This window comes from Nocardia sp. NPDC004278, assembly GCF_053602975.1.
Genome location: NZ_JBSGEQ010000009.1, coordinates 181913 through 205335, shown reverse-complemented (window position 1 = coordinate 205335; position 23423 = coordinate 181913). Strand labels below are relative to the sequence as shown.

The window sequence follows — 23423 nt, the reverse complement described above, 5'->3', positions numbered from 1 at the left end:
AATACTTGTCGTGCAAAGTCAAGAATCCGGTACCGTGCCCTCGCAGACTGGAGTGATGAGGCGAGCATCGCGCAGCGATTCGATGACGGGTGGTGGCCCGGTGGCGGGCGGGACCGAGACCGCCGTACTTCCGGACCACCTCGATGTCGTGATCGTCGGCGCCGGACTGTCGGGGATCGGCGCCGCATACCGGCTGCAGACCGCATGTCCGGGCAAGACCTACGCGGTGCTGGAGGCGCGCGCGGCACTGGGCGGGACGTGGGATCTGTTCCGCTACCCCGGAATTCGTTCGGATTCGGATATGTTCACCCTGGGCTATCCGTTCAAGCCGTGGCGGGATGCGAAGTCGATCGCGGACGGTCCATCGATCCTGCGCTACGTCGAGGAAACCGCCGCGGAGTTCGGCATCGACCGGCACATCCGCTACGGCACCAAGGTCGTTGCCGCCGACTGGTCCACCGAATCGGCGCGCTGGACGCTCACCCTCGAGCAGCGTGACGCCACGGGTGTCACCGTGCGCCGCACGCTGACCTGCAACTTCCTCTACGCCTGCGCCGGTTATTACAACTACGACCAGGGCCACTCGCCGGAGTTTCCCGGCATCGACTCCTTCTCCGGACAGGTCGTGCATCCGCAGTTCTGGCCGGAGCATCTCGACTACACCGGCAAACGAGTCGTGGTCATCGGCAGTGGCGCGACGGCCGTCACGCTGGTGCCCGCCATGGCCGAGCAGGCCGAGCTGGTGACCATGCTGCAGCGCTCGCCGACCTGGATCAGCGCCGTCCCCGGCCGGGACAGGCAGGCCGACAAGATCCGCGAACTGCTGCCGCCCAAGTTGGCGCATCGCGTGATCCGCACCAAGAACATCCTGTTCAACATCGGCTTCTACCAGTACTGCCGCCGCCGTCCCGAGGCCGCTCGCAAACTGCTCACCGGTTTGACGACCCGAATCCTGAAGGACCGCAACGCCGTTGCCGAACACTTCACCCCGGACTACGACCCGTGGGATCAGCGGCTGTGCGCAGTGCCCGATGCCGACTTCTTCAAGGCGATGAAGAAGGGCACGGCCGAGGTCGTCACCGATCACATCGAAACCTTTGTGTCCGAAGGGATCCGGTTGCAGTCCGGCCGAATCCTGGAGGCGGATATCGTGGTCACCGCGACCGGACTGCAGCTGCTGGCCTTCGGCGGCATCGCCCCGCAGGTCGACGGGCAGCCGGTGCCGCTCGCCGAGCAATTCGTCTGGCAGGGCGCGATGCTCACCGGCGTACCGAATTTCGCGGTCTGCATCGGCTACACCAATGCCTCCTGGACGCTGCGCGCCGACCTCACCTCGCGGCTGGTCTGCAAGGTCATCAACCACCTGGACCGCAACGGCTATGCGGCTGTGGTGCCGAAGCCGGATGGCAGACTCGACGAGCGCCCGCTGCTGGATCTGGCCTCCGGCTATATCCAGCGTTCGATCGGTGACTTTCCCCGGCAGGGTGATCGGCATCCGTGGAAGGTACGGCAGAACTATCTGCTCGACTCGGCCACCACGCTGCGCACCAGCCTGCACAAGACCCTGGCACCGACGCCGTATTCGGCCGTGCGCCAACGCGATCTGTCCGTCACCGGGTGACGGCCGGGGCCGTCCAGTCGATCCGGTGGTCGAACATCCAGCTCAGCGGGGCGACACCGACCTTGGCGGCCTTCTTCAGGAAATAGGGTGTGAGCAGGCGGACCAGTAGGCGGCCGAGCCCATTGGATGCCTTGTCGCTACTGGTTTCCGCGCCGTGCGCGACCACCCGCTCGACGCGTTCGCGGCGGCGGTCCTCGAAGGCGGCCAAGGCCGCCGCGGTGTCCGGAATATCGCGCAGGCAGATCGCCAGCGTCACCGCGTCTTCCACCGCCATCGACACACCCTGGCCGGACGATGAGGCCACCGCATGCGCGGCATCGCCGACTATGACCATCTTGTCGTTGTGCCATTTGGCGACCGTCGGCATGTCGTATTGGTTGAAGGCGGAGACGAAGGTGTCATCGGTGGTGGCGGCGACGATCCGGGCCGCGGGACCGCGATCCGCCGAGAGCAATTCGACCAGTTGTGCGCGCCACTGCGCCGCGCTGGCCGAATCCTGCGCCGAAAGCTCCTGTGTCCGAGGCATATTGGCGAACCACCAGATCTCGCCGTTCGGCGCGACGAAGTATCCGAAGAATGCCTTCTTCCCGAAGATCATGCTGTACACGCCCGGGCGCAATCCGAGCTCCCGGTGCAGGGCCGGATCGGTGACGAACCCGCCGAGTCCGTAGATGCCGAGGAAATGTGCCTTCGGCGCGGTCGGATCGATGATTTCCCTGGTGCGGGAACGAATTCCATCGGCACCGATGAGTACGTCGGCCTCGAGCGTAGTGCCGTCGGCGAAGGTCGCGCGGACGCCATCGGCGGTCGAGGTCGCATCGACCAGCCGCTTGCCGTATTCGAATCGCACCCCGCGCCGCGTCGCCTCGGCATTCAATGCCCGATACATATCGCGGCGCTTGATGCTGTGGGTGACGGTTCCGTCGGGCAGTGTGCCACCGATCGGCATATCGGTGATGTGCTTACCCGCGCTGGTCGCGAAGGACAGTGTGGCGGTCGGATGCCCGATCTCGGTCACCACATGATGCGCGTCCAGCAATGCCAGCGCCGACAGTCCGTTCACCGCGACCGTCAGATATGCGCCGATCTGCCCGGCCGCGGCCTCCTCGTAGGCCTCGCACACGATGGGCTCCAAGCCCGCCCGCTGCAATGCCATCGCGGTGACCGGTCCGGCGATCCCGCCGCCGATGATCAGTGCCTTCTGCATGGTGTGTCTCCCGGACTCTTTCTTGACTCTGCGGTATCTTGATTATCAAGACGTTAGTAGTTTGACGATCAAGAGGCTTGAATGTCAAGAGAAAAATCCGAAGAGTCGGGTGAGCTGGCGGAACTGCGTGTACAGGTCGGCCGCGAGGCGCAGGCGCTACAGGCCGCGGTCGACGACGTGGACCGGGCCGCCGCGACCCATCTCGGCGTCAACCGCACCGACCTGCGGTGTCTGGAAACCCTCTTCCACGGCGAGTCCACCCCCAGCGCCCTCGCTGCCGAATTGGGTCTGACCAGCGGCAGCGTCACCACCATGCTGGACCGTCTCGCGAAACTCGACTACGTCGTGCGCCATCCCGAACCGGGAGACCGGCGCAAGGTCGTCATCCGGATCACCGACAGGGCCCTGACCGAAGTCATGCGGATCTACGGCCCGATCGCCCAGGAGGGTGCGGGGGAGGTGGCGCGCTACAGTGCGGCCGAATTGCGCACTGTCCTGGACTATTTGCGCCGGTCGCGCGAACTGCAGGACCGTCACCGCACTCGGATCGCGGATCTGCGTGAGCGCTGAATTGCCTTCTGCAAGTGGGTGTTAAGGATTGTCCATGGCCGACACTGACATGATCACCACCATGATCACACGGCGGAACGCGGGGTTGGCAGTGGCAGTGGCGGCGGGCACGATGCTCGTAGCCGGATGTAGCGGCAAGGATGATGCGGCGGATCGCTGGAACTCACCGGCGCCCACCACATCTCGTGAGCAGCTGGTGCTGACTGCGGCGGAATTCCCCTCGGGCACAACGAAAATGGATCTGCCGCAGGACAAGCTCCAGTCGGCCGTCGGTGATATCTCCGCCATCCAGCAGAATGCCACCTTCACCCCGGCGGAATGCGGGTCGACGCAGCAGGATCTGGGTGCGGCGACCAAGGAGTTGCTCGGGCAGTCATCGATCGTCGCCGCAACCGGTAAGTCGAGCACGATGTTCGTCGAGTTCATCTCGGGCCGAACCGGAAATCTGCAGCGGATCACCGATGGCAATAAGCGGTGCGGTGAGGTCCAGATGACCTCGACCGTGAATGGTCAGCCGGTCACCGCAACCGAGCACGTCGAGAGCCGATCCCTGCCCCAGGAACTGCAGGGCGCCAACGCCATTGCCTACCGTTCGAGCAGTACCGCGACGGCGGGTGCGGGCGGGCCGATGACCACGGCCGCGTATATGGGTTATGCGGAGGTGCGGGGCATGACGGTCGCGGTACGCGTTGCCGCACTCCAGGATTCGCTCGATCAGGCGGCCTTCGAGCAGTTCTTCGTCGCCGCGGTACAGAAGGTCGCGAACGCCGCCTAGTCTACTTGCGGACGGTCAGCTCCAGCGCGATATTGTCCGGGTCGCGGAACTCGAGGATATAGCTGAACCCGATATCCTTGATGTCCTCGCGCGCGACCCCGCACGCATCGAGATGCGCTGCGGCAGCTTCCAATTCGGCCAATGACCCGAGCGGAAACGCGAGATGATCGAGCCCGACCCGGTTTTCGTCGAAGCTATCGGTGCCGACCGGCCGCAGCCCGATCATCCCGTGCTCCATCCGATAGATCACCCCACCGAACAGAAACCCGAGCCGCTCCCGTGTCGCCGCATCGGCATCGGCGGGCACCTCGAGCGCAACCGGCCACCCGAACACCTTCTCGTAGAAGGCCCGCGACCGATCGATATCGCAAACCGTCAGCCGGACATGGGCAATGGCACTCGTCGCAATAGGCATGCCCCCATGCTCGCACCCACCCCGCCTACCCGCAGGTTATCCCTTCCCACCAGGCGTTTAGGTAACAACCACCACCATGGGGTAGCGTTACCTCTGCCGACGCGGGGTGGAGCAGCTCGGTAGCTCGCTGGGCTCATAACCCAGAGGTCGCAGGTTCAAATCCTGTCCCCGCTACTAGGGAAACGGCCCGGAACACACAGTTCCGGGCCGTTTTTCATTTCGGAGTGGGCGCAGGCGACCGCGACTGCTCCCGGTCGTCCACGAGCTCGCCTGTGACCTGGGGATCGGAGGGAGTCAGGTATGGCAATGGAACCCAACCAGAACGACCCGTTGTACGAGACTGACGAGCGAGGTCCGGTCTCGCGCGGTGAGCTCGCGCGGAAAGTGGGCTGGGGCGCGCTCGCTGTGTCGACGGCCATCCTGCGCGACAAATTGCTCCAAGGCGCGGCTCTGTTCTCCTTCATCCTGCTGGTTTACGGCGTGATGTCCAAATATCCCGTCATGGTGGCCGTCTGCGTCACCTGCGGAATCTGCGGACTGGTGCTCTTCGTCGTCGCGTTGAAGCAGAAGTGGTCCGCCATCCGCCAATGGCTTCTCATTACCGTGCTGTTCACGGTGAACATCGCGCTGATCGTCGCTGCGTCGAGGCTGGGCACGCGGTAGCCCACCAACTCTCGGCGTCGCGCTGACTGTCAAGGAGACACGTCGTTGTGGGCGTAGATGGCGGCGACCGTTCCGCCGTTCGACTTTGCCGAATCGAGGTCGTCTTTGATCTGCCGCTCGACTCCACGACAAAAACCTTTGTATTCTCGCGAGATTCGCGCATCTATTCATAACCGGGCGCCGAGTCCGACCACGAATAGACCCAGGTGATCACATCTTCGGGGGTTCGCATCGTGACCTGCCCCGCCGAAACAATGATCCGAATCGGATCGTGGAAACCGTTGCGGGCCAAGACCGTCAGCTCACCGTCGGGGTTCCGTCAGGCAGGACGCTGCGGCCAGCACGGCGGACCGGCCCAAGGTATTTGCGGACCAGATCGCGTATCGCGTCAAAGACGGTGCCGGATCGACCAGTCCGCCGCGATCCGGCGGTGGAGTGTTCTTGCGGTCGCTGATCTGGATGAACGGCCCACTCGGCGTGAGCATGTCGTGGACCGTGGCGGCGGCCCGGTCGCGATCCATTGTGCCCGGTTGCCGATCGGGCGCCGAAAAAGGAGTGGCCCGTGGGCCGGTGTGGTTGGTAGCCTTTCGGGACCGTGACATCCTGCGAGGAGGTGAGACCCATGAACGCTGCATCGAAATGGGTGCTCCCCCTCGCCGTCACGGTTGGGCGAACGTCGTAGTTGTCGCCGGGAGCGCCTGAGCAACGGCAATCCCGAAAGGCGACAACCATGCATTCACAACATTTCACGTTCGAAACAGGCGAGCCCGCCGCCATTATCACGCGGGTCGCAGACAGCCAGTGGCACGCCGCAGTGGACGGCCGTATGGTCGGCAGCGGCGACGTGGCCCGGCGGCCGGACGGGCGGCTCTTCGTCAGCGTCGACGCCTGGCACGCCACCGTATTCGACCAGCTCGCGGCGGCCCTGCGGGCCGAGCTGCCGCGGCCGCTGTACACCGTGGTGGACGAGGTCGAGACCGAGCTGACCGCAGGCTGGCGGCGGGCGGGCTTCACGCCGGGCCGCCGCGAGTGGGAGTATTCCGTGCCCACTGACCCGGCGGTCACCGGACTCGACGCCACCGCACCGCCGCCGGGGGTCACGATTGTGGCCGCGGGGGCCGCGGTGGAAGGTCCGCTGCGGGCATTGGACCGGGCGATCCGCGACGAGGTCGAGGCGACCGTCGGCTGGCAGCACATGCCCGCCGAAGTGCTGCCCCGCCCGGACGGCGACACCATCGTCGACCCGTCCAAATACGCGGTCGCGGTGCGATCGGGCCGCTATGTCGGGCTGATTCGCGTGGTGCAGGCGACCCGGCAGCCGCGCATCGGCCTGATCGCGGTCCGGGCCGGGGAGCAACGCACCGGCGTGGCGCGGGCGCTGCTGGCGCACGCGCTGGGCACGTTGCATCGGGACCGGCGTGTCCCGGCGTACACCGAGGTGAACGAATCCAACACCGCAGCAACGGCTTTATTCGACGGCATCGGCGCCCGGCGCGTCGGCAGCAACCTGGAACTGGTGCTCCGATGACCAAGACGAGCAAGGGCATCGAGATCGAGGGCACCGTGCTGGAGTGCCTGCGCAACGCCACCTTCACGGTGGAGCTCGCCAACGGGCACAAGGTGCTCGCGCACATCAGCGGGAAGATACGGAAGAACTACATCAAGATCATGCCCTTCGACCGGGTCTTGGTGGAGCTCAGCCCGTACGACCTGGCCCGCGGCCGGATCCTCTTCCGATACCGGACGTAACCGGTCCCCAACCGACGTGGGTGGCAGGTGTCGTCCCGGCGACACTTGCCACTCACCCGGGTCTGAGCAAGCTCAGTCGAGAAGGTCGAGTGCGGTGAGGATGTCGGTGGTTTCGGAGCGGGTGGCGTAGTTGGGGTGGACGTCGATCCAGCGGATTGTTTTGTCGGTGTCGATGATCAGCACGGTCGGCATCGGCAGGCCGTATCCGTTGTCGGCGTTGAGTGTGGCCAGGTCCAGGCCCAGGCTTCGCTGGGCTTCGCGAACCTCGTCGGTGGGTGCGGTGAGGACGCCGAGTTCTCGGGCGATCCGGTTTCCGGGATCGGACAGCACGGTGAAGGTCAGATCGTTCTTCTCCGCCATGGTCAGCGATCCGTCGGGTTTCTGCGGGCTCAGCGCGATCAAACCGATGCCACGGTCGGTCAGTGCCGGCACCAGCTGCTCTTGGTAGGCCCGGAGAGCCAGGTTGCAGTAGGGACACCAGGCGCCGCGGTAGATGACGAGGACCGCGGGCCTCCCAGCGAGGGCCGCGTACAGGCTGGTGGGGTTGCCGTGTACGTCGAGGAGGTCGGCGTCCGGCATCGCAGTACCCGCCTGCGCGACACCCTCGGGGATCCCCTGACTGGCCAGGTCGGCCTGCTCTGCGCTGAAGGCGGCCAAGGCTGGCCCGGGGATCTGGTCGGCCGTGGACTGGTGCATGAGCTCGACGCGCTCGGCGATGGTGGGGTTTGTGCTGGTCACATCCGTCCCTTTCCAGGCAGTGGAAGCGAGGAGGCAAGCACCCGATCCGATCGGCCCGGTGCCTGGTGAAAATGGATTAGCTACTCCAGTAATACTGCATAGAAAATGGAATATCAATTCCAATTTATAGGCGTTCCCGCTGGGTGGCCGGGCGGCAATGTGGTCAGGAGACGGGGACGTTGTCCGGGGCCGGTCGGGTGCGGGATGCGATGTGGTCGATCATCGTGTCCAGAGCCGCTTCCAGCGGCGCGGTGTCGCGCTGCAGCTGGGTCAGCAACAGCGCCCCCTGCAGCGCGGCCAGGGTGGTGATGGCGAGTTTGTCCGGGTCGGCGGCGGGGTCGAGACGACCGGCCTCGGCCATGGATCGCAGTCCGGACCGAACCCCGGATTCCCAGCGATGGAACGCGGCGGCGGCATCGGCGCGGGCGACGGGATTGATCTCGGCGAGCTCACTGCCCAGGGATCCCAGGGGGCAGCCGCCACGGCAGTGCATCCGCCGTTGGTGCGCGACGAGAAAATCGCGCCAGGCCCGGAAGCCGTCGACGGTGTCCAGGCGGGCGAACATGGGTTCCTGCCCACCGACGACGATGTCGCTCTGATAGGCGATCACCGCGCGGATCAGCGCGTTTTTGTCGGTGAAGTAGTGATAGACCTGCGAGTTGCTCACCCCGGCGGCATCGCGTACGTCCTCGACGGTCGTCGCCGCGACGCCGCGCTCGAACATCAACTGCGCTGCTGCCACCACGATCCGTTGCCGCGTCTGCTCGCCCTTCGGTGTCAGGCGCCGCGGCTTTGTGCTGCTCATAACCCCAGGCTAGCGCAATTTCTGGAATTTACATTCCATTTTTGCCGGAACATGATTGGCTCAATCAAGCCAAACTCCTGAGCTGATCGGCCGCGCCACCACCAGCAACTGACAACCCGCCGCTCGGTTGCGGCTCCACGCTCAACGCGGCTCCCAACCGGCCCGGGCCTATCACCTCCACGCGGCGCACCGCCGTCTGCCAGCGCGTCGCTTCCGTAGTCGGCAGACCCCGATCCGACAGCGACGAACCCCGGCCATCCCGACACCCCCGTGCTGAAGACGAGAGTTCGAGACACGCCGATGTTCGAATCCCCTTCGATCAGAGCCGAGTCAGCCCTGAACGCGACTTCGAACATGCACAAGATCGTCAACTGCGGACAGGCGCTTCGGGAGCGCGAACACTCCTGCGGCAACGGCGATCAGTATGCCGATGGCCCACCACAGGGTTTGGGCGAAGCTGTGCGACATGTTGTGCGCGTTGGCTTGTAGTCCGGCTCGAGTGAGCGCCTGTTGGAGCGGTTCGGCGAACGGTTGTCCGGCTGACGGCTGGCAGCTGGCGGGTATGGCGGTGGGGTCGGTAGCCGCGGAGCGATCGTGGACGCAGGCGCGGAATTGGGTGAGGATCTGCTCTTGGGCGGAGGCAGGGATGTCGAGGTCGGTGAGTTGTTGTCGTAGGGCGGGGATGGCGGTGGTCGTGCCTTGGGCGGAGGTCTGGTCGAGTTGGGTGAAGAAGCAGACCCCGGCCAGCGCGACACCGAGGGCCATGCCGACCTGTTGGATCGTCGACAGCTGCCCGGACGCGGACCCGGCATCGTGGGCCGATACTCCAGACAGGATCAGGTCTACGGCGGGGGCGACAAAGAGTCCGAATCCGAATCCGCTGATCGCAAGTGGAGCGAACATCTGCGCCGAGGTAATTCCGGAACCGTAGTGCGCGGCCAGATACAGGTACATGCCGAATCCGGCGGCATTGATCAGCGCGCCCGCGAACATGACCATCCGTCCGTAGCGCGGCACGAACACCTGCACGCTGGTTGCGGCTCCGGCGGCAGCGGCCACCGCGAACGGCGACGCGCTCAGCCCGGCCCGCAGCGGGGTCCAGCCCAGCCCGGCTTGCAGATACAGCGTCCACACCAGGAAGTAGCCGCCGAGCGCGATCCAGAACAATAGCCACACCGCCATGCCAGCGGTGAAGGTGCGGGCACGGAACAGATCCAACACCACCAGCGGTGATCCGACCGTCGCGATCCGATGCCGCTCGAAGATCACGAATGCCGCGAGGACCAGCGCGGATGCGGCCATCAGCCCGAATGACCATACCGGCCAGCCCAGGGCGCGTCCCTCGGTCAGCGGATACACCAGCAGCAACACGGCGCCGATCGCGAGGACGGTGCCGATCGGGTCGAGTCGGTCCGCGGTGGCCGAGCGGGACTGCCGCACCAGCACCATCGCCGCCGGAATGGCGAGCATCCCGACCGGCACATTGACCAGGAAGATCGGCCGCCACGCCCAGCCGAACAGATCGGCCTGCACCAGGATTCCGCCCACGATCAACCCGGCCACCGACGCCGAGCCCAGCACGCCACCCCAGATGCCGAGCACCTTGCCGCGCTCGGCGATGGGGAACGACACCTGCATGACGGCCAGAATCTGCGGGATCATCAGCCCGGCCGTCGCGCCCTGGACCACCCGCGCGGCGATCAGCCAGGCCGGGCCCGCAGCGATCCCGCAGGCCAGCGAGGCCACCGTGAAAAGCGTCAGTCCGACCAGCAGGATGGTTTTGCGGCCGAACAGATCGCCGAGTCGGCCGCCGGTGATCAGCAGCGCCGCGAATCCGAGCAGATAGCCCGACACCACCCACTCCAGATCCGCGTACGGCGCGTCCAGATCCCGCTGTATCGTCGGGAGCGCGACGTTCACGATCGTCACATCGAGCAGATCCATGAACCCGGCCACCAGCAGCACCACCAATGCGAGCCAGCGCCGCCGATCCGGCGTCGGTTCGACCGATACCTGTGTGGGGAAGTCAGGCTCGATCTCGGATATTTTGCGCATCAGTTCGCCCTCCTGTTCGGCCCATGCGAGGTGGATCCGTTTCCGCCGGCGTGTCATGTCACTCCGGTTTCAGCCGTCATAGATATGACGGACCACGACCGGTCGACATGACAGGCGGATCGGGACGGGAAGGAGATATCGCCGATGACCGATGAGATCCAGTGGCTCACACAGCGTTTCGAAGACCACCGCGCCCACCTCACCGCCGTCGCCTACCGGATGCTCGGGTCGGCGAGCGAGGCCGATGACGCGGTCCAGCAGGCATGGCTGCGGCTGGACCGCGCCGACACCACGGGCGTGCGCAACCTGCGCAGTTGGTTGACCGCCGTGGTCGCCCACATCTGCCTGGACATATTGCGCGCCCGCAAGGCGCGCCGCGAAGATCCGGTCGGCGCGCTACCGGCCGATCTGCCCGCCGTGCCCGCGGACACCATGGATCCGGAACAAGAGGCGGTAATGGCCGACTCGGTCGGGCTCGCACTGCTGGTCGTGCTCGATACCCTGACCCCCGCCGAGCGGCTGACCTTCGTATTGCACGACCTGTTCGATCTGCCTTACGCCGAACTCGCCCCCATCCTCGGCCGCACCCCGGCCGCGGCCGCGCAACTGGCCGCCCGCGCCCGCCGCCGCGTTCGTGGCACAGCCATTGCCGATACCGACCGCAGCGTCGCCGATGAGCGCGCCGTCGTCGACGCCTTCCTGATGGCTGCCCGCGCCGGTGATTTCGACGCGCTCATCGCCGTACTCGACCCGAATGTCGAACTGCATGCCGATGGCGTCGCCGTACCCAGCGGACAGCCGGTACGTATGCATGGCGCGCGCCGCGTCACCGCCAGCGCCCTGATGTACTCCTCCCGCGCCCCCTACACCCGCCCCGCCCTCATCGACGGCCACGTCGGACTGGTCGTCGCCCCCAATGGAATCCTGGACTGCCTACTCGCCTTCACCATCACCGACAACCGCATCACCACCATCGACATAATCGCCGACCCCCAACGCCTCGCCACCATCTCGCTCGCCGTGCCCGATATAACGCAGCCGCCGAGGCCCGAAGCCTAGGGGGTCGGGACTTCATCGCGACCTCACAAGTCGGGGATTGCGTCCCGCGATGTCCTCGATACGCTGCGATGTGTAATTAACCGAAAAGCGAGAGGTAGCAATATGATTCGGAAGGTTCTTCTTACGGTCACAGCTGGCATCTTGATCAGTGCGCCTGCGACGGCTTCTGCCGATGTCGCGGCTTCTGATTTCGTCGCCGACCAGCCCGCTACCGCGCAGGAGGTGGCGATCAGCACCGGATCGGGAGCGGCGGACGCCGTCATCAATGGACTGATTGCCGCGATCTTCGGTCCGAATGATCCGTCGAGGTGCAAATTCCCCTACTGCTTCTGAGGATTTGCTGCTGAGGTATAGCGAGAAGGCCCCGGTGTCTTGCTGAACCGGGGCTGCCTCAGCACACCGGGTCACCCATTGCCGTTGACAAATGCCACGATCTCGTCGAGTCCGGGTCGATACCCGTCCGTCGTATCGACCTTGATCGCTGGTACCGCCAGCGAGACTTGGTCGAATTCGCGGGGCAGCTCGCTGGTGTCGGTGTGCGGTCCGGAATGTGCACGCCGCAAGCGGTTTTCGCTGCTTCGCTGGTGAAGTCGCCCGTGCACCATGCCTTCCTTGATCTCGTCCCGGCAGATCGCCGGACATCCCACTCTCGTGGCCAAGGCGTGTGCGAGCGTTGTCTTCCCAGCTCCCGGTGGCCCGCTCACGACGACGAGGGTGGGCAGGCGAGTTGTGGTCACCGCCCGTTCGGAGCAGACGCGCGTCGAGCGGTCGTCCGATTCCGAATCGCCTCGGCCACTTCATCTACCGCAGTGCGGATCATGATCCCGTAACCGTCGTCGCCGAGCGTATCCAGGCAGTCCCGTGCCGCATCGATCTCCTGCTGAGCCGCATCGAACGAACCGAGCCGACGATAATTGTCGGCCAGATTCAAATGCAGCGACGGGTAGAAACCTCGCACGTCGAGATTCTCATCGTGCCGTCGCAGCCGCTCATCGGTCAGGCTGTCCGCAGCGTCCAGCGCGCGTATGTCCCAGCAAAGCGACTGTGCCGCATCGTCATACAGATCGGCGAGGTAATGCGCCAGTGTGCATCGATGTAGCGGATCGCCCTGCGGACCGATTGTCGCCCATATCTCGAGCAGTGCATGCCGCGCCTCCGGCGAACCCGACCGCCCGAGCTCAACCGCCCGCGTAATGGCCGCCATTGTCTCCTGCGCCGATTGTGTTGTACCGGTGGCAGTCATGCGCTGTACTCCTTCGAATTCATCATGGCAATGGGCATTACGAGAGTGGTCAGATCACCGTCGTTTGCGGACCGGACGACAACCGGCGCATCGGCCGCGGCGATATCGAGCATGATTTCCGGACCGATCGCGCTCACCAATGCGGGCCGTAATATCTTGGGGGAGAAGGCAAGTTCGGTGCCAGGTCCGGTAATGGTTGCCGCTATGCGCTCGGGCCCATTACGGCTCACGGAAAGCACCGATTCGTCGGCGAAGAGGACGATCGGCGCGGCACTGCCATCCTCGAGCGCGGCGAGCAGAACGTCACGCTCCACGACGACCCGAGTCCGAACCGGGGCCAATCCCGCCAGCATCGCCCGATAATCCGGATACGCCTCATCAATGACTCCGCACCGGCGCTCGGTGCCACCGCCCGTCAGCACCAGGACATCGTCCGTCGACCGCACGGTCACCTCATCCAATCCCCGCAACCAGGAGCCGATTCCGTCCAAATCGCTGGCATCGACAACCGCCGACCAGGCCGCACCACTCGGCCGCACCGGCACCATCGCCCGAGTCGACAGCCGATACCGATCGGTAGCCGTCAGCGTGACCGAATCAGCATTCGACTCCACCAAAACCCCGGCCAGCACCGGTATTTCGCGATCGAGCGCCGCCGCCGACCACACCTGCTCGATGGCTGCGGCCAGCACCGCCGCGGACAGCACCACGCTGGCCCGGATCTCCTCCTTGATCATCCGGGTAACGACTGCGGCCTCCCGCGCACGCTCGGCAAGCTCGGCCACATGCGCATCGAGCAACCGCTCGGCCCGCACACCGTCTCCAGCCAAAATCTCCGCAACAGCCTCCAGCGGCACCCCGATCCCGCGCAGCCGCCGAATCATCACCCCGCGATCGACCTGCGCCTCGCGGTAATACCGATATCCGGTCGCCCCGTCCACCCGAACCGGAACCAGCAACCCGCAATCGTCGTAGAACCGCAGCGCACTGGCCGTGAGCCCGCAGGCCCGCGCCAGCGCGCCGATCGTGATCAACTCATCGCCCGCCACCGGTTCATCATGGAGTCTCAGGTAACCCGAAGGTCAAACGGTGGCCTGCGATCAGGACCTGTGTACCGGCCCGTGCGCCTCGGCGCAGTGCACGTCATCGGCGGAGACCTCGAGATCCGTCGAATGGTCCACCTGCAAGGTCGTGTGCTCCAACGCGAATTCGTCGTGCAGCACCGTCTCGATCGTCGAACGAACCGCATGGCAGTCGGCCTTATCGTCGACGAGGATGTGCGCCGACAGCGACGGCTGTCCGGAGGTGATCTGCCAGACGTGCAGGTCGTGCACCTCCGTCACCTGCGCAATCGCAACGATCCGCGCACCGATGGCGTCCGGATTCAGGTGCGCGGGCGCGGCCTCCAGGAAGATCCGCCCCGATTCCCGAACCAGTGACCAGCCCGCCTTGACCATCAGTGCCGCGACGACCAGCGCCGCGATCGCATCGGCACGGGCGAATCCGGCCAGCCACACCACCGCGCCCGCGATGGCGGTCCCGATGAAGGCATAGAGGTCATTGAGGATGTGCTGGAACGCGCCCTCGACATTCAGGCTGGTCCGGTTGGCGCGGCTGATGCTCCACGCGGCGGCGATATTGACGACGATCCCGACCAACGCCGTGATCAACACCAGCGGGCCTTCGACATCCGGCGGATGGATCAGCCGATTGATGCCCTCGTACACGAACCACGCCGCGAGCAGCAGCAAGGTAATCCCATTGGCCTGCGCCGAAAGGATCTCGACCCGCTTGAACCCATAGGTGTAGCGCCCTTGCGCCGGACGTCGAGCCAACCGGATCGCGATCATCGCGAGCACAATCGATGCGGCGTCGGTGAGCATGTGCGCGGCATCGGAGATCAGCGCGAGCGACTGCGCTACCAAGCCGACGATCACCTCGGCCACCATGAACGCGACGATCAAGCCGAGCGCGATGGCCAGCCAGCGCGGATTCGAATCGGCCGAGACGCCGTGGTCATGGCCGTGTCCGTGGCTGTCCGCATGGCCGGCGTGCGCACGGTCGGAGTCATGGGAGTGGTCATGCTCCCGGTGCTCAGCCTCGCTGACCACCGCTGCTGAACGCTTCGGCGACACGCACTGTTCGCCCATAGTCGAATGCCCCTTCCGCTGCACAATCGCTACCGTCCGACAGACTAGCCTATCTTGCACTCATGCGCATGTATGAATATGGATCATCGCGAGCGCCGCGATCAACAGTGTCGAATTCGTGATCATGCGAACCGACCGGCCCGACTACTATGCGGACTGCACCTCTGGCGTGATCAATAACCACGGTATCCAGGCGGTGTGGATCGGCCTGGACTGTCGGGTCGGTCCGATCGGTGAGCGTGCGTCGGCGAGCGGACCTTGGACACCGCCGCCCCTGCGCACCGCGGAGCCGAACGCAGGGAGATCGAGTTACGCAGAGGGGTTTCGATGGACAGGCCTGGGTGGGCACCCGAGGGCGTGGATATGCAGCAGGCGAGCCCGGCACGAATGTATGACGCCCTGTTGGGCGGCTCGCACAACTTCGATATCGATCGCAAGGCCGCCGAGGCGGGCAAGCGGCTGGTGCCCGATCTGCCGCGCCTCGCGCTGAGCAACCGGGCTTTCCTGCGCCGCACCGTCCGATTCCTGGTCGATCAGGGGGTGCGCCAATTCCTCGATATCGGGTCGGGCATTCCGACTGCGGGCAATGTGCACGAAGTCGCGCAGGCGCTGGATCCGGATATCCGCGTGCTGTATGCCGATATCGATCCGATCGCCGTCGCACACGCCCGCGCGATCCTGCAGGGCAATGACAAGGCCGCCGCCATCGAAGCGGATCTGCGCGAGTCCGAGGAACTGCTCGCACGCGTCCGCGAGACCGGCCTCATCGATTTCGAGCAGCCGGTCGGGGTCCTGTTGGTCGCGGTACTGCACCTGCTCTCCGACGAGGACCGGCCGGTCGAGCAGGTTTCCGCGCTGCATGCGGTCGTGCCCGCCGGAAGCTATCTCGCGATCTCGCATCTGACCTCGGAAATGCGCCCCGAGGATGCGGACAGGCTGGGCCACAATGCGACCAATGTGACCCGCGTCGGCATTCACTTCCGCTCGAAGGAGGCCATCACCGCGATGTTCCAGGGATGGGAGCTGATCGAACCCGGCGTCGTCGAGCTACCCGCCTGGCGCCCGGAATCCGATCGCGACCAGCACGAGACGCCGGGCCGCTCGCTCGGCCTGGCTGGCGTCGGCCTGAAGGTCTGACCGGAGCGGTGGCAGGGGGTACGAGTGGGGATACGTGAACTGGCGGTGCGATGGGCGGATGCGCTCGATGGCGCCGTGGCTCCGACCCTCACCCGAACCCAAATCGAAAGCCTGCTGGCGGATCTGGCCGATGTGCTCGTCGCGGCGGTGCGCGGGACGCGGGCGGTCGAGGTCGCCCATGACGCCGCGGCGGTCCTGGTCGCGGCGAATTACCGTGACTCGATGGCCGTAAGCCGGTCGGTGCTGGTCATCTGCCGGGAGATGGTGCGGGAAATCTGTCCCGCCGGAACCGAATCCGAGTACGAGGCAGTGCGCGAGCGTGCGATAGTTGTCGCTGCCGAGTTCGCCGCGGGCTTCACCTCCGCGCTGCGGAACGCGGCATTAGGGGAGCAGGAAACCACACTCGCAGCGGCACTTTCGGCCGCGCAGGAGGCCGAGGTGCGAAGGCAGTTGTCGGAGGCCAGGTTCGAAGCGGTCTTCGCGGGAGCGTCGGTTGGTATCGGGACGGTGGACGTCACCGGACGAGTGCTGGAGGTGAATGCGGCCATGGCCGATATGCTGGGCCTACCCGCCGCGATGATGCCGGGGCGATCGGTCGCCGAACTGCTCGGACCCGCGAATATCGGTGACGCATATGCCAATTTGGAGCACCTACTCAGCGGTCGGACCGACCGCTTCCGCGTCGAAACCGACCATCTGCGCCGCGACGGCACCATCACCAGTATCGACCTGTCCATGTCCGCGGTCCGTGACACCGGTGGGCGGGTCCGCTTCCTGATCGGCGTCGCCGTCGATGTCACCGAACGTAAACAGCTCGCCGATCGGCTGTGGCACGACGCCAATCACGACAGCCTGACCGGCCTGCCCAATCGCGTGCTGTTCTTCAGCCGACTGGCGAGTGCCGTTCCGCCAGTGGGTGTTTGCTATCTGGACCTCGACGGCTTCAAGCAGGTCAACGATATGTGGGGACATACGGTAGGGGACCGGGTGCTCCGCGACGTCGCCCAGCGACTGCGCGGATCAGTCGAACCCGTCGGTGGGTTGGTCGCGCGGATCGGCGGCGACGAATTCATTGTCCTCGTGGAAAAGTGCACGGGCGCAGAACAATTGGCCACCATTTCCGGGCTACTGCTCGATGCGCTCACTACCCCGATACAGGTGGCCGGGCGGCCGGTGATCGTAGGTGCCAGCATCGGCACGGTTTTCGCCGAAGAACGACCCACCGATATCGACGCGATGATGCATGCCGTCGACACCGCGATGTACCGCAACAAAGCCGCGGGAGGACGCCGCCTACGGCACGAATCGCGCTAGCCGCCAACGGAAGGTCGCGATGTTCTCGATATCGCTCGGCGCGGATGGCGCCGAACTGCGCCCGCTCGAACCGCGGCATGCCGTGGAGCTGCTTGACCAGATGGACCGAGGGCGGGAGTCGATCGGAGTGGTGGGCGGCCAAGGAAATCCGCCTAAGGATGTGTCTCCCAAATATTTGGGTCTCGACCGGCGAAGATCGGCCGGTGACGCGGATGGGTTCGAACTCTGAACTTCGCCGACCAGCGGAGCTTTACGTGAACTGCTGGCCGCCGTCGATGTCGTAGGTCGCGCCGGTGAGCGCCGTGTTGGTCATGATGTGCACGGCGAGGGCGGCGACATCGGCGGGGCCCACCACGCGCCCGATAGGGAGCGTGGCCCTCAGTTCGTCGCGGCGCTGATCGAGTCGGTCTCCGAGCAGCGCTGCCGACAAGGGGGTGTCGACGAAGCCGGCGGCGATGAGGTTGACTCGCACCGGCGCGAGCTCGAGGGCCAAGGCCGCCGTGAATGGGGGCAGTGCGGCGGTGGCCGCGGACACGATGCCGAGGCCTCGACGGACGTGGCGGGCGCCGGTACCGCCCATGAGCAGCAGTGTGCCGCCTGGTCGCATCTTGCTCGCGGCATTGCGGGCGACCTCTAGCGCCACCACCACGTGGTCGCTCAATATGTCGCGCACCTGGGCCGTGTCCATTTCGAGCAGCGGTCCGTACTGCGGGCCGCCCGCGGTGACCAGCACGTGATCGATCGGTGCGGGCAGGTCCTGAAAGAAGCTCTTCAGGGCGGCCGAGTCGTTGACGTCGAAGGCAGCGCTGTCCTTCGCGCCGACTTCGGTCGCGGCGTGCTCGAGTCGGTCGCGATTGCGGCCGGTAAGGATGACCTCGGCGCCCTCGGTGCGGGCACGTCGAGCTGTTTCGAGTCCGATGCCCGCGCTGCCGCCGATCACTACGACGGTTTGTCCGAGCAGTTCGGGGGTGCGGGTGTGTACCGGCGTGCTCGCGCTGCTCATGATTCCTCCGGCCCGATCATGTTGAGCGGCGGCGCGTCGAGGGTGGCGTAGCGAACCCCGTCCTCGGTTCGGATATCCATGGTGTCCATATCAATCCTCTCGTTCGGTTGACAGCGCTGAAACAGGCAGCGCCAGTTGCCGCACGGCGCTGTTCGAGTCCGATCACTCCTCGGTCATTGCTTCTCCCGGTTGCGACCATTGTCTACGGTCCTGCGTCTCGAGGGGTGCGTTCGGTTGGCGCCGGCCGGGTGTCGACGCCCCGCACGTATTGGCTTGCGCTGTCATCCACGCCCGTGTCGGGACCAACGATTCGGGAGACACCGCCTCTAGGAAATGCGGTTCGCCAGGGTGCTGGTCCCGGCCAGCGCCACCACCGCCCCGTGCTCGCTGACCAGCCACTGTCCGCATATGCAGCGCAAGTAGCTGGTGGAGCCGTGCGAGGACACGAGAGTCGGGTCGGACCAGGAGCAAGACGGGCAGGTGGTGATCATACGTCCAGCCTGATGTAATGAGTTAGTGCATTTCAACCCTTACGGAGGTGCGGCGGCCGAACTCGCCGCGCGCCTGGTGAACGCGGACCCGCGGCAGGACCTGCTGCAGTTGCTCGCCGAATCCGGATACAAACCGCTCGGCACCCTCGATGCCCGGCAGGCCGCCGAGCTGCGCCGCTGGATCGCCCGGCTCAACGAGGTCTTCACCGAACCGGGCGTCGACCTGCTCAATGCTTTGCTGGCCGAAACGACCAGCCAGCCCTATATCTCCACCCATGACGGCCGTGCGCCGCACCTGCACTACGCCCGCGCGGATGCGCCCATCGATGAGCGCGTCAAGGCATACACCGCCGCCGGACTCGCGGAGCTGTTCTGCGAGGATCCCGGCCGCATCGGACGCTGTGCGCGATCGGGCTGCGATCTGGTCTTCGTGGATACCTCACGCAATGGCCGACGTCGCTTCTGCTCGACGCGTTGTTCGAACCGGGTACATGTCGCCGAACACCGAGTCCGCCGGTCCGATGGAGCCGGGCGTGGGATCAGCGCGCGAGCGTGACCGGCAAGGTCACCAATCCGTGTGCGCGCCAGGATGATCGGTACTCGAGTTCGGACTCCGGAACGGCGAGTCGAACGTGTGGATATCGAAGGAACAGTTCCGGAATCGTCGCGTCGACAATTAGATCGGTGACCTGAGCGCCGAGGCAGTAGTGCGGTCCGCGGCCGAACATCAGGCTCGGTCGGCCGTCGCGCGCCGGGTCCGAATCCGCGCCGAAGAGTGAGAGCAGAACGGTGTCGCCCTCGGGGATCGTGTGGTCGCCGATCGTCATGTTCTCGACCGCGAATCGCCGGATCGCGAACGGCAGGGGATTCGCGGCTTCCTTTACCTCGCGGCGGCGGGTCGACCAGTCGCCGAGCGGATCCTTCGACGTGAGCAGTGCCGCAAATATGTTGCTGCACAAGTGAACAGCATTCTCCAGCCCCGCAAGCATCATCAGAAAGGCCAGCGATACCAGTTCATCCTCGGACAGCAGGTCGGCGTCGTCGCGGGCCCGCACCCACCCGCTGATCAGATCATCGCCCGGTGCGCTGCGCTTGGACCGCACCACGTTTGTGAATGTCTCTGCAAGCCAAGTGACGGCTCCCGCCAGTCGCGTTGCCGACTCTTTCGACGAGGCGTCGAATGTCACCATCGCCGTGGCGGCATCGCGCAACTCGCCGTATCGATCAGTGGGCACGCCGAGCAGTTCGCCGATCACTATTGCGGGCACCGGGACGCAGATTCTTTCGAGCAGATCGACTGTGCCGCTGGCATTTTCGTCCAGTGTCCAAAATGTGGCCGCGCTGATTCCGCTGACCGCTTTCCGAAGCGATTCGGCTGACCTGCGGGAGAACGCGGGCGCTGCGAGCCGCCGTATCCTCGAGTGCTCGGCCCCATCCATATTCAGCAGGTTTCGATCCAATGCGGGCGGCAACGAGAATCCCGAATACCCACCCCCGGAATGCCGCTTGTCCACACTCAGCCGCGCATCGGCCAGCAGCGCAGACACCTCGTCATATCCGCTGACGACCCAAACCTGTTGCCCACCAGCAAGTTCAGCCCTGCGCACCGCCCCACGCCACTCCGCATGTTCACGCCAGCGCGATCGCCCCGCCGTACCAATCGGACACCTATCCACCAGCACTCCTCACTGCCGCCTGCTTCGAGGATATTGCGCTGGATAACAAGTCCGCCCCAGCTATTCCCCCGTTCAGATAGATCGCTGCACTACCCCTCCCGCTGCTCGCCGAGCGTAGTCATACCGCGGTCGAATACGCCTTGGGTTCAAGGGGTCGATGCAACAACTGACGGGAGTCGAGGTGTTGCATGGTTCAGCAGGGTCCGGTGCGGTCGTTGCGGGTGGTGCGGAAGCTGCTTGGCGACCACCAATCGACTACGGTCGACGGAATCCGCACCCCGGGGGCTCGATACGGCAGGAGCTATCTGGACGCGGCACTGGCTTTGTTTGACATGCGGCCGGATGAATCGAGACCTGAACGGGGAGGGAACCATGGGTGCGACCACAATCCTGTAGCGCTCAATAGGTCCCGAAGGATTGGCGCTGGTCGCCGCCTCCGACTGGCGCGAGTGGCCACTCCGTCTGCCCGACCAGGCGATCTTCTACTCCGTCCTCTTCGAGGGCTATGCCATCAAGATCGCCCGCGACTGGAACGTGCCCGCGTCGGGCTCCGGCTGCGTCACCCGCTTGACCGTCGGAACCGCCTAGCTCGACCGGTGCGACATTCAACAGGCGGGCGGCCACGAGATCCTCGAATACTGGATCCCCGCCGAGGATCTCGCCGAGTTCAACATCGACATCATCGGCAAAATCGAAGTGGTCCAACGCTTTCCGTCCGACCCCCTGGTCCTGATCGCCATGATCGGCTGCGGATCGCCCCGCTGATCGTGACAGCGGGGCGTCCGGCAGCGTCCTCAACTCGCGGAAACTACCCCGCCGTAGATCCCCCAGGTCCGCCCCTTGGACTTGCAGCTGAAACTGCCGTGAAATCCCTGCTCACACCGCGCCCCGGCATACTCGATATACGACCCCCACGTACCGGCCCCGGTCTTGACATCCGCAAGATCTGGATTACCACCCGGCAAGGTATGCGTTCCGACAGCGAACGTCGGATGCGCAGGCAACCACTGCTGATCGATCACAATGTCCCGCGCGGGCAAGAGGATTGGCAGAAAGCTGTACTGAACCAGCGCCTGACTCGCGAAATCACACCCAACAGTGCCATCCCCAGCGATCGAGCAGTTCGTGGACCCGGACGAGAAATACACCGTATCCCCGTCTGCCTGCGCGGTCCCCGCAAATAGCATCGACGCCAGCCCCACCACCGAAAACACCCCAACAACTCGTCTCACGATGCGCCGCATACAAACTCCTCGATGTTGTCGAAACTCCAGATAAGCGAACCGATCCTAGCTGTCGGACCCACCCAGATATTCGTTTCAGCCATCACCACGGACGGAAGGACATTAGGCCCCGCGCCGCGATTCCCTGACGCGGGCGATTGCACTGGCGCAGGCCGCTCTCAACATCCACCCCCACCAGCGCATGGTCACCACCGGTCCAGAACTCTGCCAAGAAACCCCCCGACACTGCCGACCGTCCGCGCCTATGCCGCAGTACCTACTACTCGAGAATGCGCTGGTGCAGGGGTCTTCTCGATGTTTGCCCTGGATCAGTGCATGGTGATCAAGATCAGGTGGCACTGGTGGCGGTGGCTTCTCGGGCGATGCCGCCATAGATTCCACGTGATCATTTGTCCAGTTCAGATGCGGGGTGGGCGGTTCTGGAGAACGCGACTATGGCCAGTTGACTGGGTTGGAAGCTGTGGGTCTGTTCACCTGGCTGCGGGAGGTAAGGGGGGTACGGGACACGACGTGCCCAGTACTGCACCGGCAAAACCGCGGAACGCCAAACCATCTCGGGTCGAGAAAATCGGGAAGTCGGTGCAGGACAACAGGACCTACCGCAGCCTGACCAACCCGAACGCACCCGTCCAGAACTCTGCCAAGGAGGAGGTCGGGAGTGAGGGGTCGGAGTGAGGGATTTCAGTGCTCGCGGAGTGGGGGTAGGGGGGATGAGCTGCGTAGTTGTTCAGGGGCTGAGGATCCAGGTGGTGAAGTGGGCGGCGAGGTCGGTGGGGGTGGTGGGGGTGGTGGGGTGGATGGTGTGGGGTTGGTTGTGGAGTTCGGTGTAGCGACCGTCATCGGTGATGTCGTGCCATTGGATGGTGGCGACGGGGTTGCTCGGTTTGTCGGTGGGGCCGGTGTACAGCAGAGCGGATCCGCCGCCGTCGGCGGGCTGCTGCAGGAGGCGCTGATAGCGCTCGTGTGGGGTGTCGCTGTCGGGGTGGCAGACGGGCTGCGATTGGGTGCCGGGTGTGCAGGGTGGCAGGCAGCCGACGAGTTGCGTGGGGAGGTGATCGGTGGGGAACATTCGGCAGCGGATCGGGCCGTTCGCGTCGCCGAAGGTGGCTTGGGTCAGCGACATCGCGCGCTGGTCGGTATGTGCGCCGACAATGCGGTAAATGTGGACGCCGCCGTTGGGGTTCTTGTGTCGCGTTGTGCCGCCGAAGATTTGGATGCGCACCAGCGAGGTGGTCAAGGTATCCAGGGCGAGTTCGATTTCTGCTAGTTCGTTGCGGGAGTAGCGCTCGCGCACGGTCACCCGGTGGGCATCGAAGTCGTCGCGGTAGGCGAAGCGACTGGTGAAGCGAAGCGGATCGGGGAAGCGGTCGCGCGCGGGGCTGAGAAGCGGATCGGGGAAGCGGTCGTGTGTGGGGCTGAGAAGCGGATCGGGGAAGCGGTCGTGTGTGGGGCTGAGAAGCGGATCGGGGAAGCGGTCGTGTGTGGGGCTGAGAAGCGGATCGGGGAGT

26 protein-coding genes and 1 tRNA gene are annotated in these 23423 nt (G+C 65.1%); 13 read left to right on the top strand and 14 right to left on the bottom strand.

Annotated elements, in window-relative coordinates; translation table 11 throughout:
• Positions 1–82 precede the first annotated feature (82 nt).
• Entirely contained in the window at positions 83–1621 is a 1539-nt protein-coding gene (locus ACWEO2_RS16865) for a flavin-containing monooxygenase (protein ID WP_452406191.1), read from the top strand.
• On the opposite strand, the gene ACWEO2_RS16860 is transcribed toward ACWEO2_RS16865, so the two are convergent.
• On the bottom strand, positions 1611–2828 hold the full coding sequence (locus ACWEO2_RS16860; protein WP_452406122.1) for an FAD-dependent oxidoreductase: 1218 nt from the start codon (positions 2826–2828) through the stop codon (positions 1611–1613). The two genes, ACWEO2_RS16865 and ACWEO2_RS16860, sit on opposite strands and share 11 nt — an antisense overlap.
• An 81-nt stretch (positions 2829–2909) precedes the next feature.
• Between ACWEO2_RS16860 and ACWEO2_RS16855 the strand changes: the two genes are divergently transcribed.
• Together ACWEO2_RS16855 and ACWEO2_RS16850 are read left to right on the top strand one after the other, a co-directional pair.
• Complete coding sequence (locus tag ACWEO2_RS16855; protein ID WP_452406121.1) at positions 2910–3398, top strand: MarR family winged helix-turn-helix transcriptional regulator; 489 nt, start codon at positions 2910–2912, stop codon at positions 3396–3398.
• A 34-nt stretch (positions 3399–3432) separates the two neighbouring features.
• Positions 3433–4173 carry a hypothetical protein gene (locus ACWEO2_RS16850; RefSeq protein ID WP_452406120.1) on the top strand — a complete coding sequence of 247 codons (741 nt, stop codon included), beginning with the start codon at positions 3433–3435 and terminating at the stop codon, positions 4171–4173.
• A 1-nt stretch (position 4174) separates the two neighbouring features.
• Here the strand turns inward: ACWEO2_RS16850 and ACWEO2_RS16845 are convergent, their stop codons facing one another.
• The gene (locus ACWEO2_RS16845; protein ID WP_452406119.1) at positions 4175–4588 is read right to left on the bottom strand and encodes a VOC family protein; all 414 of its coding nucleotides are present in this window, start codon (positions 4586–4588) and stop codon (positions 4175–4177) included.
• A gap of 100 nt (positions 4589–4688) precedes the next feature.
• Here ACWEO2_RS16845 and ACWEO2_RS16840 point away from each other — a divergent pair.
• Positions 4689–4762 (top strand) — tRNA-Met (locus tag ACWEO2_RS16840).
• 126 nt (positions 4763–4888) lie between these two features.
• Positions 4889–5251 (top strand): hypothetical protein, encoded by a 363-nt coding sequence (locus tag ACWEO2_RS16835; protein ID WP_452406118.1) that lies wholly within the window; start codon positions 4889–4891, stop codon positions 5249–5251.
• A 302-nt stretch (positions 5252–5553) separates the two neighbouring features.
• On the opposite strand, the gene ACWEO2_RS16830 is transcribed toward ACWEO2_RS16835, so the two are convergent.
• Positions 5554–5736: a hypothetical protein gene (locus ACWEO2_RS16830; protein ID WP_452406117.1), complete on the bottom strand. Its 183-nt coding sequence runs from the start codon at positions 5734–5736 to the stop codon at positions 5554–5556.
• A gap of 245 nt (positions 5737–5981) precedes the next feature.
• Between ACWEO2_RS16830 and ACWEO2_RS16825 the strand changes: the two genes are divergently transcribed.
• On the top strand, positions 5982–6779 hold the full coding sequence (locus tag ACWEO2_RS16825; RefSeq protein WP_452406116.1) for a GNAT family N-acetyltransferase: 798 nt from the start codon (positions 5982–5984) through the stop codon (positions 6777–6779).
• Positions 6776–7000 (top strand): translation initiation factor IF-1, encoded by a 225-nt coding sequence (infA, locus tag ACWEO2_RS16820; RefSeq protein ID WP_355182464.1) that lies wholly within the window; start codon positions 6776–6778, stop codon positions 6998–7000. The genes ACWEO2_RS16825 and infA overlap by 4 nt, the downstream gene beginning before the upstream one ends.
• Before the next feature lie 72 nt (positions 7001–7072).
• On the opposite strand, the gene ACWEO2_RS16815 is transcribed toward infA, so the two are convergent.
• The 3 genes from ACWEO2_RS16815 to ACWEO2_RS16805 form a co-directional block, all read right to left on the bottom strand.
• Positions 7073–7738 carry a peroxiredoxin-like family protein gene (locus ACWEO2_RS16815; protein WP_452406115.1) on the bottom strand — a complete coding sequence of 222 codons (666 nt, stop codon included), beginning with the start codon at positions 7736–7738 and terminating at the stop codon, positions 7073–7075.
• Positions 7739–7901: 163 nt separating this feature from the next.
• Positions 7902–8543, bottom strand: coding sequence for a TetR/AcrR family transcriptional regulator (locus ACWEO2_RS16810; protein ID WP_452406114.1), 642 nt, complete (start codon positions 8541–8543; stop codon positions 7902–7904).
• Positions 8544–8873: 330 nt separating this feature from the next.
• Positions 8874–10598, bottom strand: coding sequence for an MFS transporter (locus ACWEO2_RS16805; protein WP_452406113.1), 1725 nt, complete (start codon positions 10596–10598; stop codon positions 8874–8876).
• 144 nt (positions 10599–10742) lie between these two features.
• Here ACWEO2_RS16805 and ACWEO2_RS16800 point away from each other — a divergent pair, with 144 nt between their 5' ends.
• Both ACWEO2_RS16800 and ACWEO2_RS16795 read left to right on the top strand, forming a co-directional pair.
• The gene (locus tag ACWEO2_RS16800) at positions 10743–11657 is read left to right on the top strand and encodes a sigma-70 family RNA polymerase sigma factor (protein ID WP_452406112.1); all 915 of its coding nucleotides are present in this window, start codon (positions 10743–10745) and stop codon (positions 11655–11657) included.
• 102 nt (positions 11658–11759) lie between these two features.
• A complete protein-coding gene (locus ACWEO2_RS16795; protein WP_355182473.1) occupies positions 11760–11990 on the top strand; it encodes a hypothetical protein in 231 nt (76 codons plus the stop codon).
• A 71-nt stretch (positions 11991–12061) separates the two neighbouring features.
• On the opposite strand, the gene ACWEO2_RS16790 is transcribed toward ACWEO2_RS16795, so the two are convergent.
• From ACWEO2_RS16790 to ACWEO2_RS16775, 4 genes are read right to left on the bottom strand one after another with little or no spacing between them, the layout of a single operon-like run.
• Positions 12062–12394, bottom strand: a complete 333-nt coding sequence (locus ACWEO2_RS16790) for an AAA family ATPase (protein WP_452406111.1) — start codon at positions 12392–12394, stop codon at positions 12062–12064.
• Complete coding sequence (locus ACWEO2_RS16785; RefSeq protein ID WP_452406110.1) at positions 12391–12900, bottom strand: hypothetical protein; 510 nt, start codon at positions 12898–12900, stop codon at positions 12391–12393. Before ACWEO2_RS16785 ends, ACWEO2_RS16790 begins: the two co-directional genes overlap by 4 nt.
• Positions 12897–13949 (bottom strand): DNA polymerase III subunit beta family protein, encoded by a 1053-nt coding sequence (locus ACWEO2_RS16780; protein WP_452406109.1) that lies wholly within the window; start codon positions 13947–13949, stop codon positions 12897–12899. The genes ACWEO2_RS16785 and ACWEO2_RS16780 overlap by 4 nt, the downstream gene beginning before the upstream one ends.
• A gap of 51 nt (positions 13950–14000) precedes the next feature.
• On the bottom strand, positions 14001–15050 hold the full coding sequence (locus tag ACWEO2_RS16775; protein ID WP_452406108.1) for a cation diffusion facilitator family transporter: 1050 nt from the start codon (positions 15048–15050) through the stop codon (positions 14001–14003).
• A gap of 327 nt (positions 15051–15377) precedes the next feature.
• Here ACWEO2_RS16775 and ACWEO2_RS16770 point away from each other — a divergent pair, with 327 nt between their 5' ends.
• Both ACWEO2_RS16770 and ACWEO2_RS16765 read left to right on the top strand, forming a co-directional pair.
• Positions 15378–16187, top strand: coding sequence for an SAM-dependent methyltransferase (locus ACWEO2_RS16770; RefSeq protein WP_355182479.1), 810 nt, complete (start codon positions 15378–15380; stop codon positions 16185–16187).
• A gap of 24 nt (positions 16188–16211) precedes the next feature.
• Entirely contained in the window at positions 16212–17501 is a 1290-nt protein-coding gene (locus ACWEO2_RS16765; RefSeq protein WP_452406107.1) for a diguanylate cyclase domain-containing protein, read from the top strand.
• Between the two features lie 250 nt (positions 17502–17751).
• Here ACWEO2_RS16765 and ACWEO2_RS16760 read toward each other — a convergent pair whose 3' ends face one another.
• Complete coding sequence (locus tag ACWEO2_RS16760; RefSeq protein WP_452406106.1) at positions 17752–18504, bottom strand: SDR family oxidoreductase; 753 nt, start codon at positions 18502–18504, stop codon at positions 17752–17754.
• 516 nt (positions 18505–19020) lie between these two features.
• Here ACWEO2_RS16760 and ACWEO2_RS16755 point away from each other — a divergent pair.
• Positions 19021–19551 carry a CGNR zinc finger domain-containing protein gene (locus tag ACWEO2_RS16755; protein WP_452406105.1) on the top strand — a complete coding sequence of 177 codons (531 nt, stop codon included), beginning with the start codon at positions 19021–19023 and terminating at the stop codon, positions 19549–19551.
• On the opposite strand, the gene ACWEO2_RS16750 is transcribed toward ACWEO2_RS16755, so the two are convergent.
• Positions 19535–20542: a cytochrome P450 gene (locus tag ACWEO2_RS16750; protein WP_452406104.1), complete on the bottom strand. Its 1008-nt coding sequence runs from the start codon at positions 20540–20542 to the stop codon at positions 19535–19537. The two genes, ACWEO2_RS16755 and ACWEO2_RS16750, sit on opposite strands and share 17 nt — an antisense overlap.
• Positions 20543–21088: 546 nt before the next feature.
• Between ACWEO2_RS16750 and ACWEO2_RS16745 the strand changes: the two genes are divergently transcribed.
• On the top strand, positions 21089–21259 hold the full coding sequence (locus ACWEO2_RS16745; RefSeq protein WP_452406103.1) for a hypothetical protein: 171 nt from the start codon (positions 21089–21091) through the stop codon (positions 21257–21259).
• A gap of 206 nt (positions 21260–21465) precedes the next feature.
• Here ACWEO2_RS16745 and ACWEO2_RS16740 read toward each other — a convergent pair whose 3' ends face one another.
• Positions 21466–21915, bottom strand: a complete 450-nt coding sequence (locus ACWEO2_RS16740) for a hypothetical protein (RefSeq protein ID WP_452406102.1) — start codon at positions 21913–21915, stop codon at positions 21466–21468.
• Between the two features lie 727 nt (positions 21916–22642).
• Positions 22643–23423 (bottom strand): ESX secretion-associated protein EspG (locus ACWEO2_RS16735; protein ID WP_452406101.1); only part of this gene is annotated, 781 nt, incomplete at its 5' end.

Bases quoted from the DNA above. Each gene is read 5' to 3' on its own strand.
- ACWEO2_RS16865 (WP_452406191.1), top strand. From the start codon at position 83: ATGACGGGTGGTGGCCCGGTGGCGGGCGGGACCGAGACCGCCGTACTT.
- ACWEO2_RS16860 (WP_452406122.1), bottom strand. From the start codon at position 2,828: ATGCAGAAGGCACTGATCATCGGCGGCGGGATCGCCGGACCGGTCACC.
- ACWEO2_RS16855 (WP_452406121.1), top strand. From the start codon at position 2,910: ATGTCAAGAGAAAAATCCGAAGAGTCGGGTGAGCTGGCGGAACTGCGT.
- ACWEO2_RS16850 (WP_452406120.1), top strand. From the start codon at position 3,433: ATGGCCGACACTGACATGATCACCACCATGATCACACGGCGGAACGCG.
- ACWEO2_RS16845 (WP_452406119.1), bottom strand. From the start codon at position 4,588: ATGCCTATTGCGACGAGTGCCATTGCCCATGTCCGGCTGACGGTTTGC.
- ACWEO2_RS16835 (WP_452406118.1), top strand. From the start codon at position 4,889: ATGGCAATGGAACCCAACCAGAACGACCCGTTGTACGAGACTGACGAG.
- ACWEO2_RS16830 (WP_452406117.1), bottom strand. From the start codon at position 5,736: ATGCTCACGCCGAGTGGGCCGTTCATCCAGATCAGCGACCGCAAGAAC.
- ACWEO2_RS16825 (WP_452406116.1), top strand. From the start codon at position 5,982: ATGCATTCACAACATTTCACGTTCGAAACAGGCGAGCCCGCCGCCATT.
- infA (WP_355182464.1), top strand. From the start codon at position 6,776: ATGACCAAGACGAGCAAGGGCATCGAGATCGAGGGCACCGTGCTGGAG.
- ACWEO2_RS16810 (WP_452406114.1), bottom strand. From the start codon at position 8,543: ATGAGCAGCACAAAGCCGCGGCGCCTGACACCGAAGGGCGAGCAGACG.
- ACWEO2_RS16805 (WP_452406113.1), bottom strand. From the start codon at position 10,598: ATGCGCAAAATATCCGAGATCGAGCCTGACTTCCCCACACAGGTATCG.
- ACWEO2_RS16800 (WP_452406112.1), top strand. From the start codon at position 10,743: ATGACCGATGAGATCCAGTGGCTCACACAGCGTTTCGAAGACCACCGC.
- ACWEO2_RS16795 (WP_355182473.1), top strand. From the start codon at position 11,760: ATGATTCGGAAGGTTCTTCTTACGGTCACAGCTGGCATCTTGATCAGT.
- ACWEO2_RS16785 (WP_452406110.1), bottom strand. From the start codon at position 12,900: ATGACTGCCACCGGTACAACACAATCGGCGCAGGAGACAATGGCGGCC.
- ACWEO2_RS16775 (WP_452406108.1), bottom strand. From the start codon at position 15,050: ATGGGCGAACAGTGCGTGTCGCCGAAGCGTTCAGCAGCGGTGGTCAGC.
- ACWEO2_RS16770 (WP_355182479.1), top strand. From the start codon at position 15,378: ATGGACAGGCCTGGGTGGGCACCCGAGGGCGTGGATATGCAGCAGGCG.
- ACWEO2_RS16760 (WP_452406106.1), bottom strand. From the start codon at position 18,504: ATGAGCAGCGCGAGCACGCCGGTACACACCCGCACCCCCGAACTGCTC.
- ACWEO2_RS16740 (WP_452406102.1), bottom strand. From the start codon at position 21,915: ATGCGGCGCATCGTGAGACGAGTTGTTGGGGTGTTTTCGGTGGTGGGG.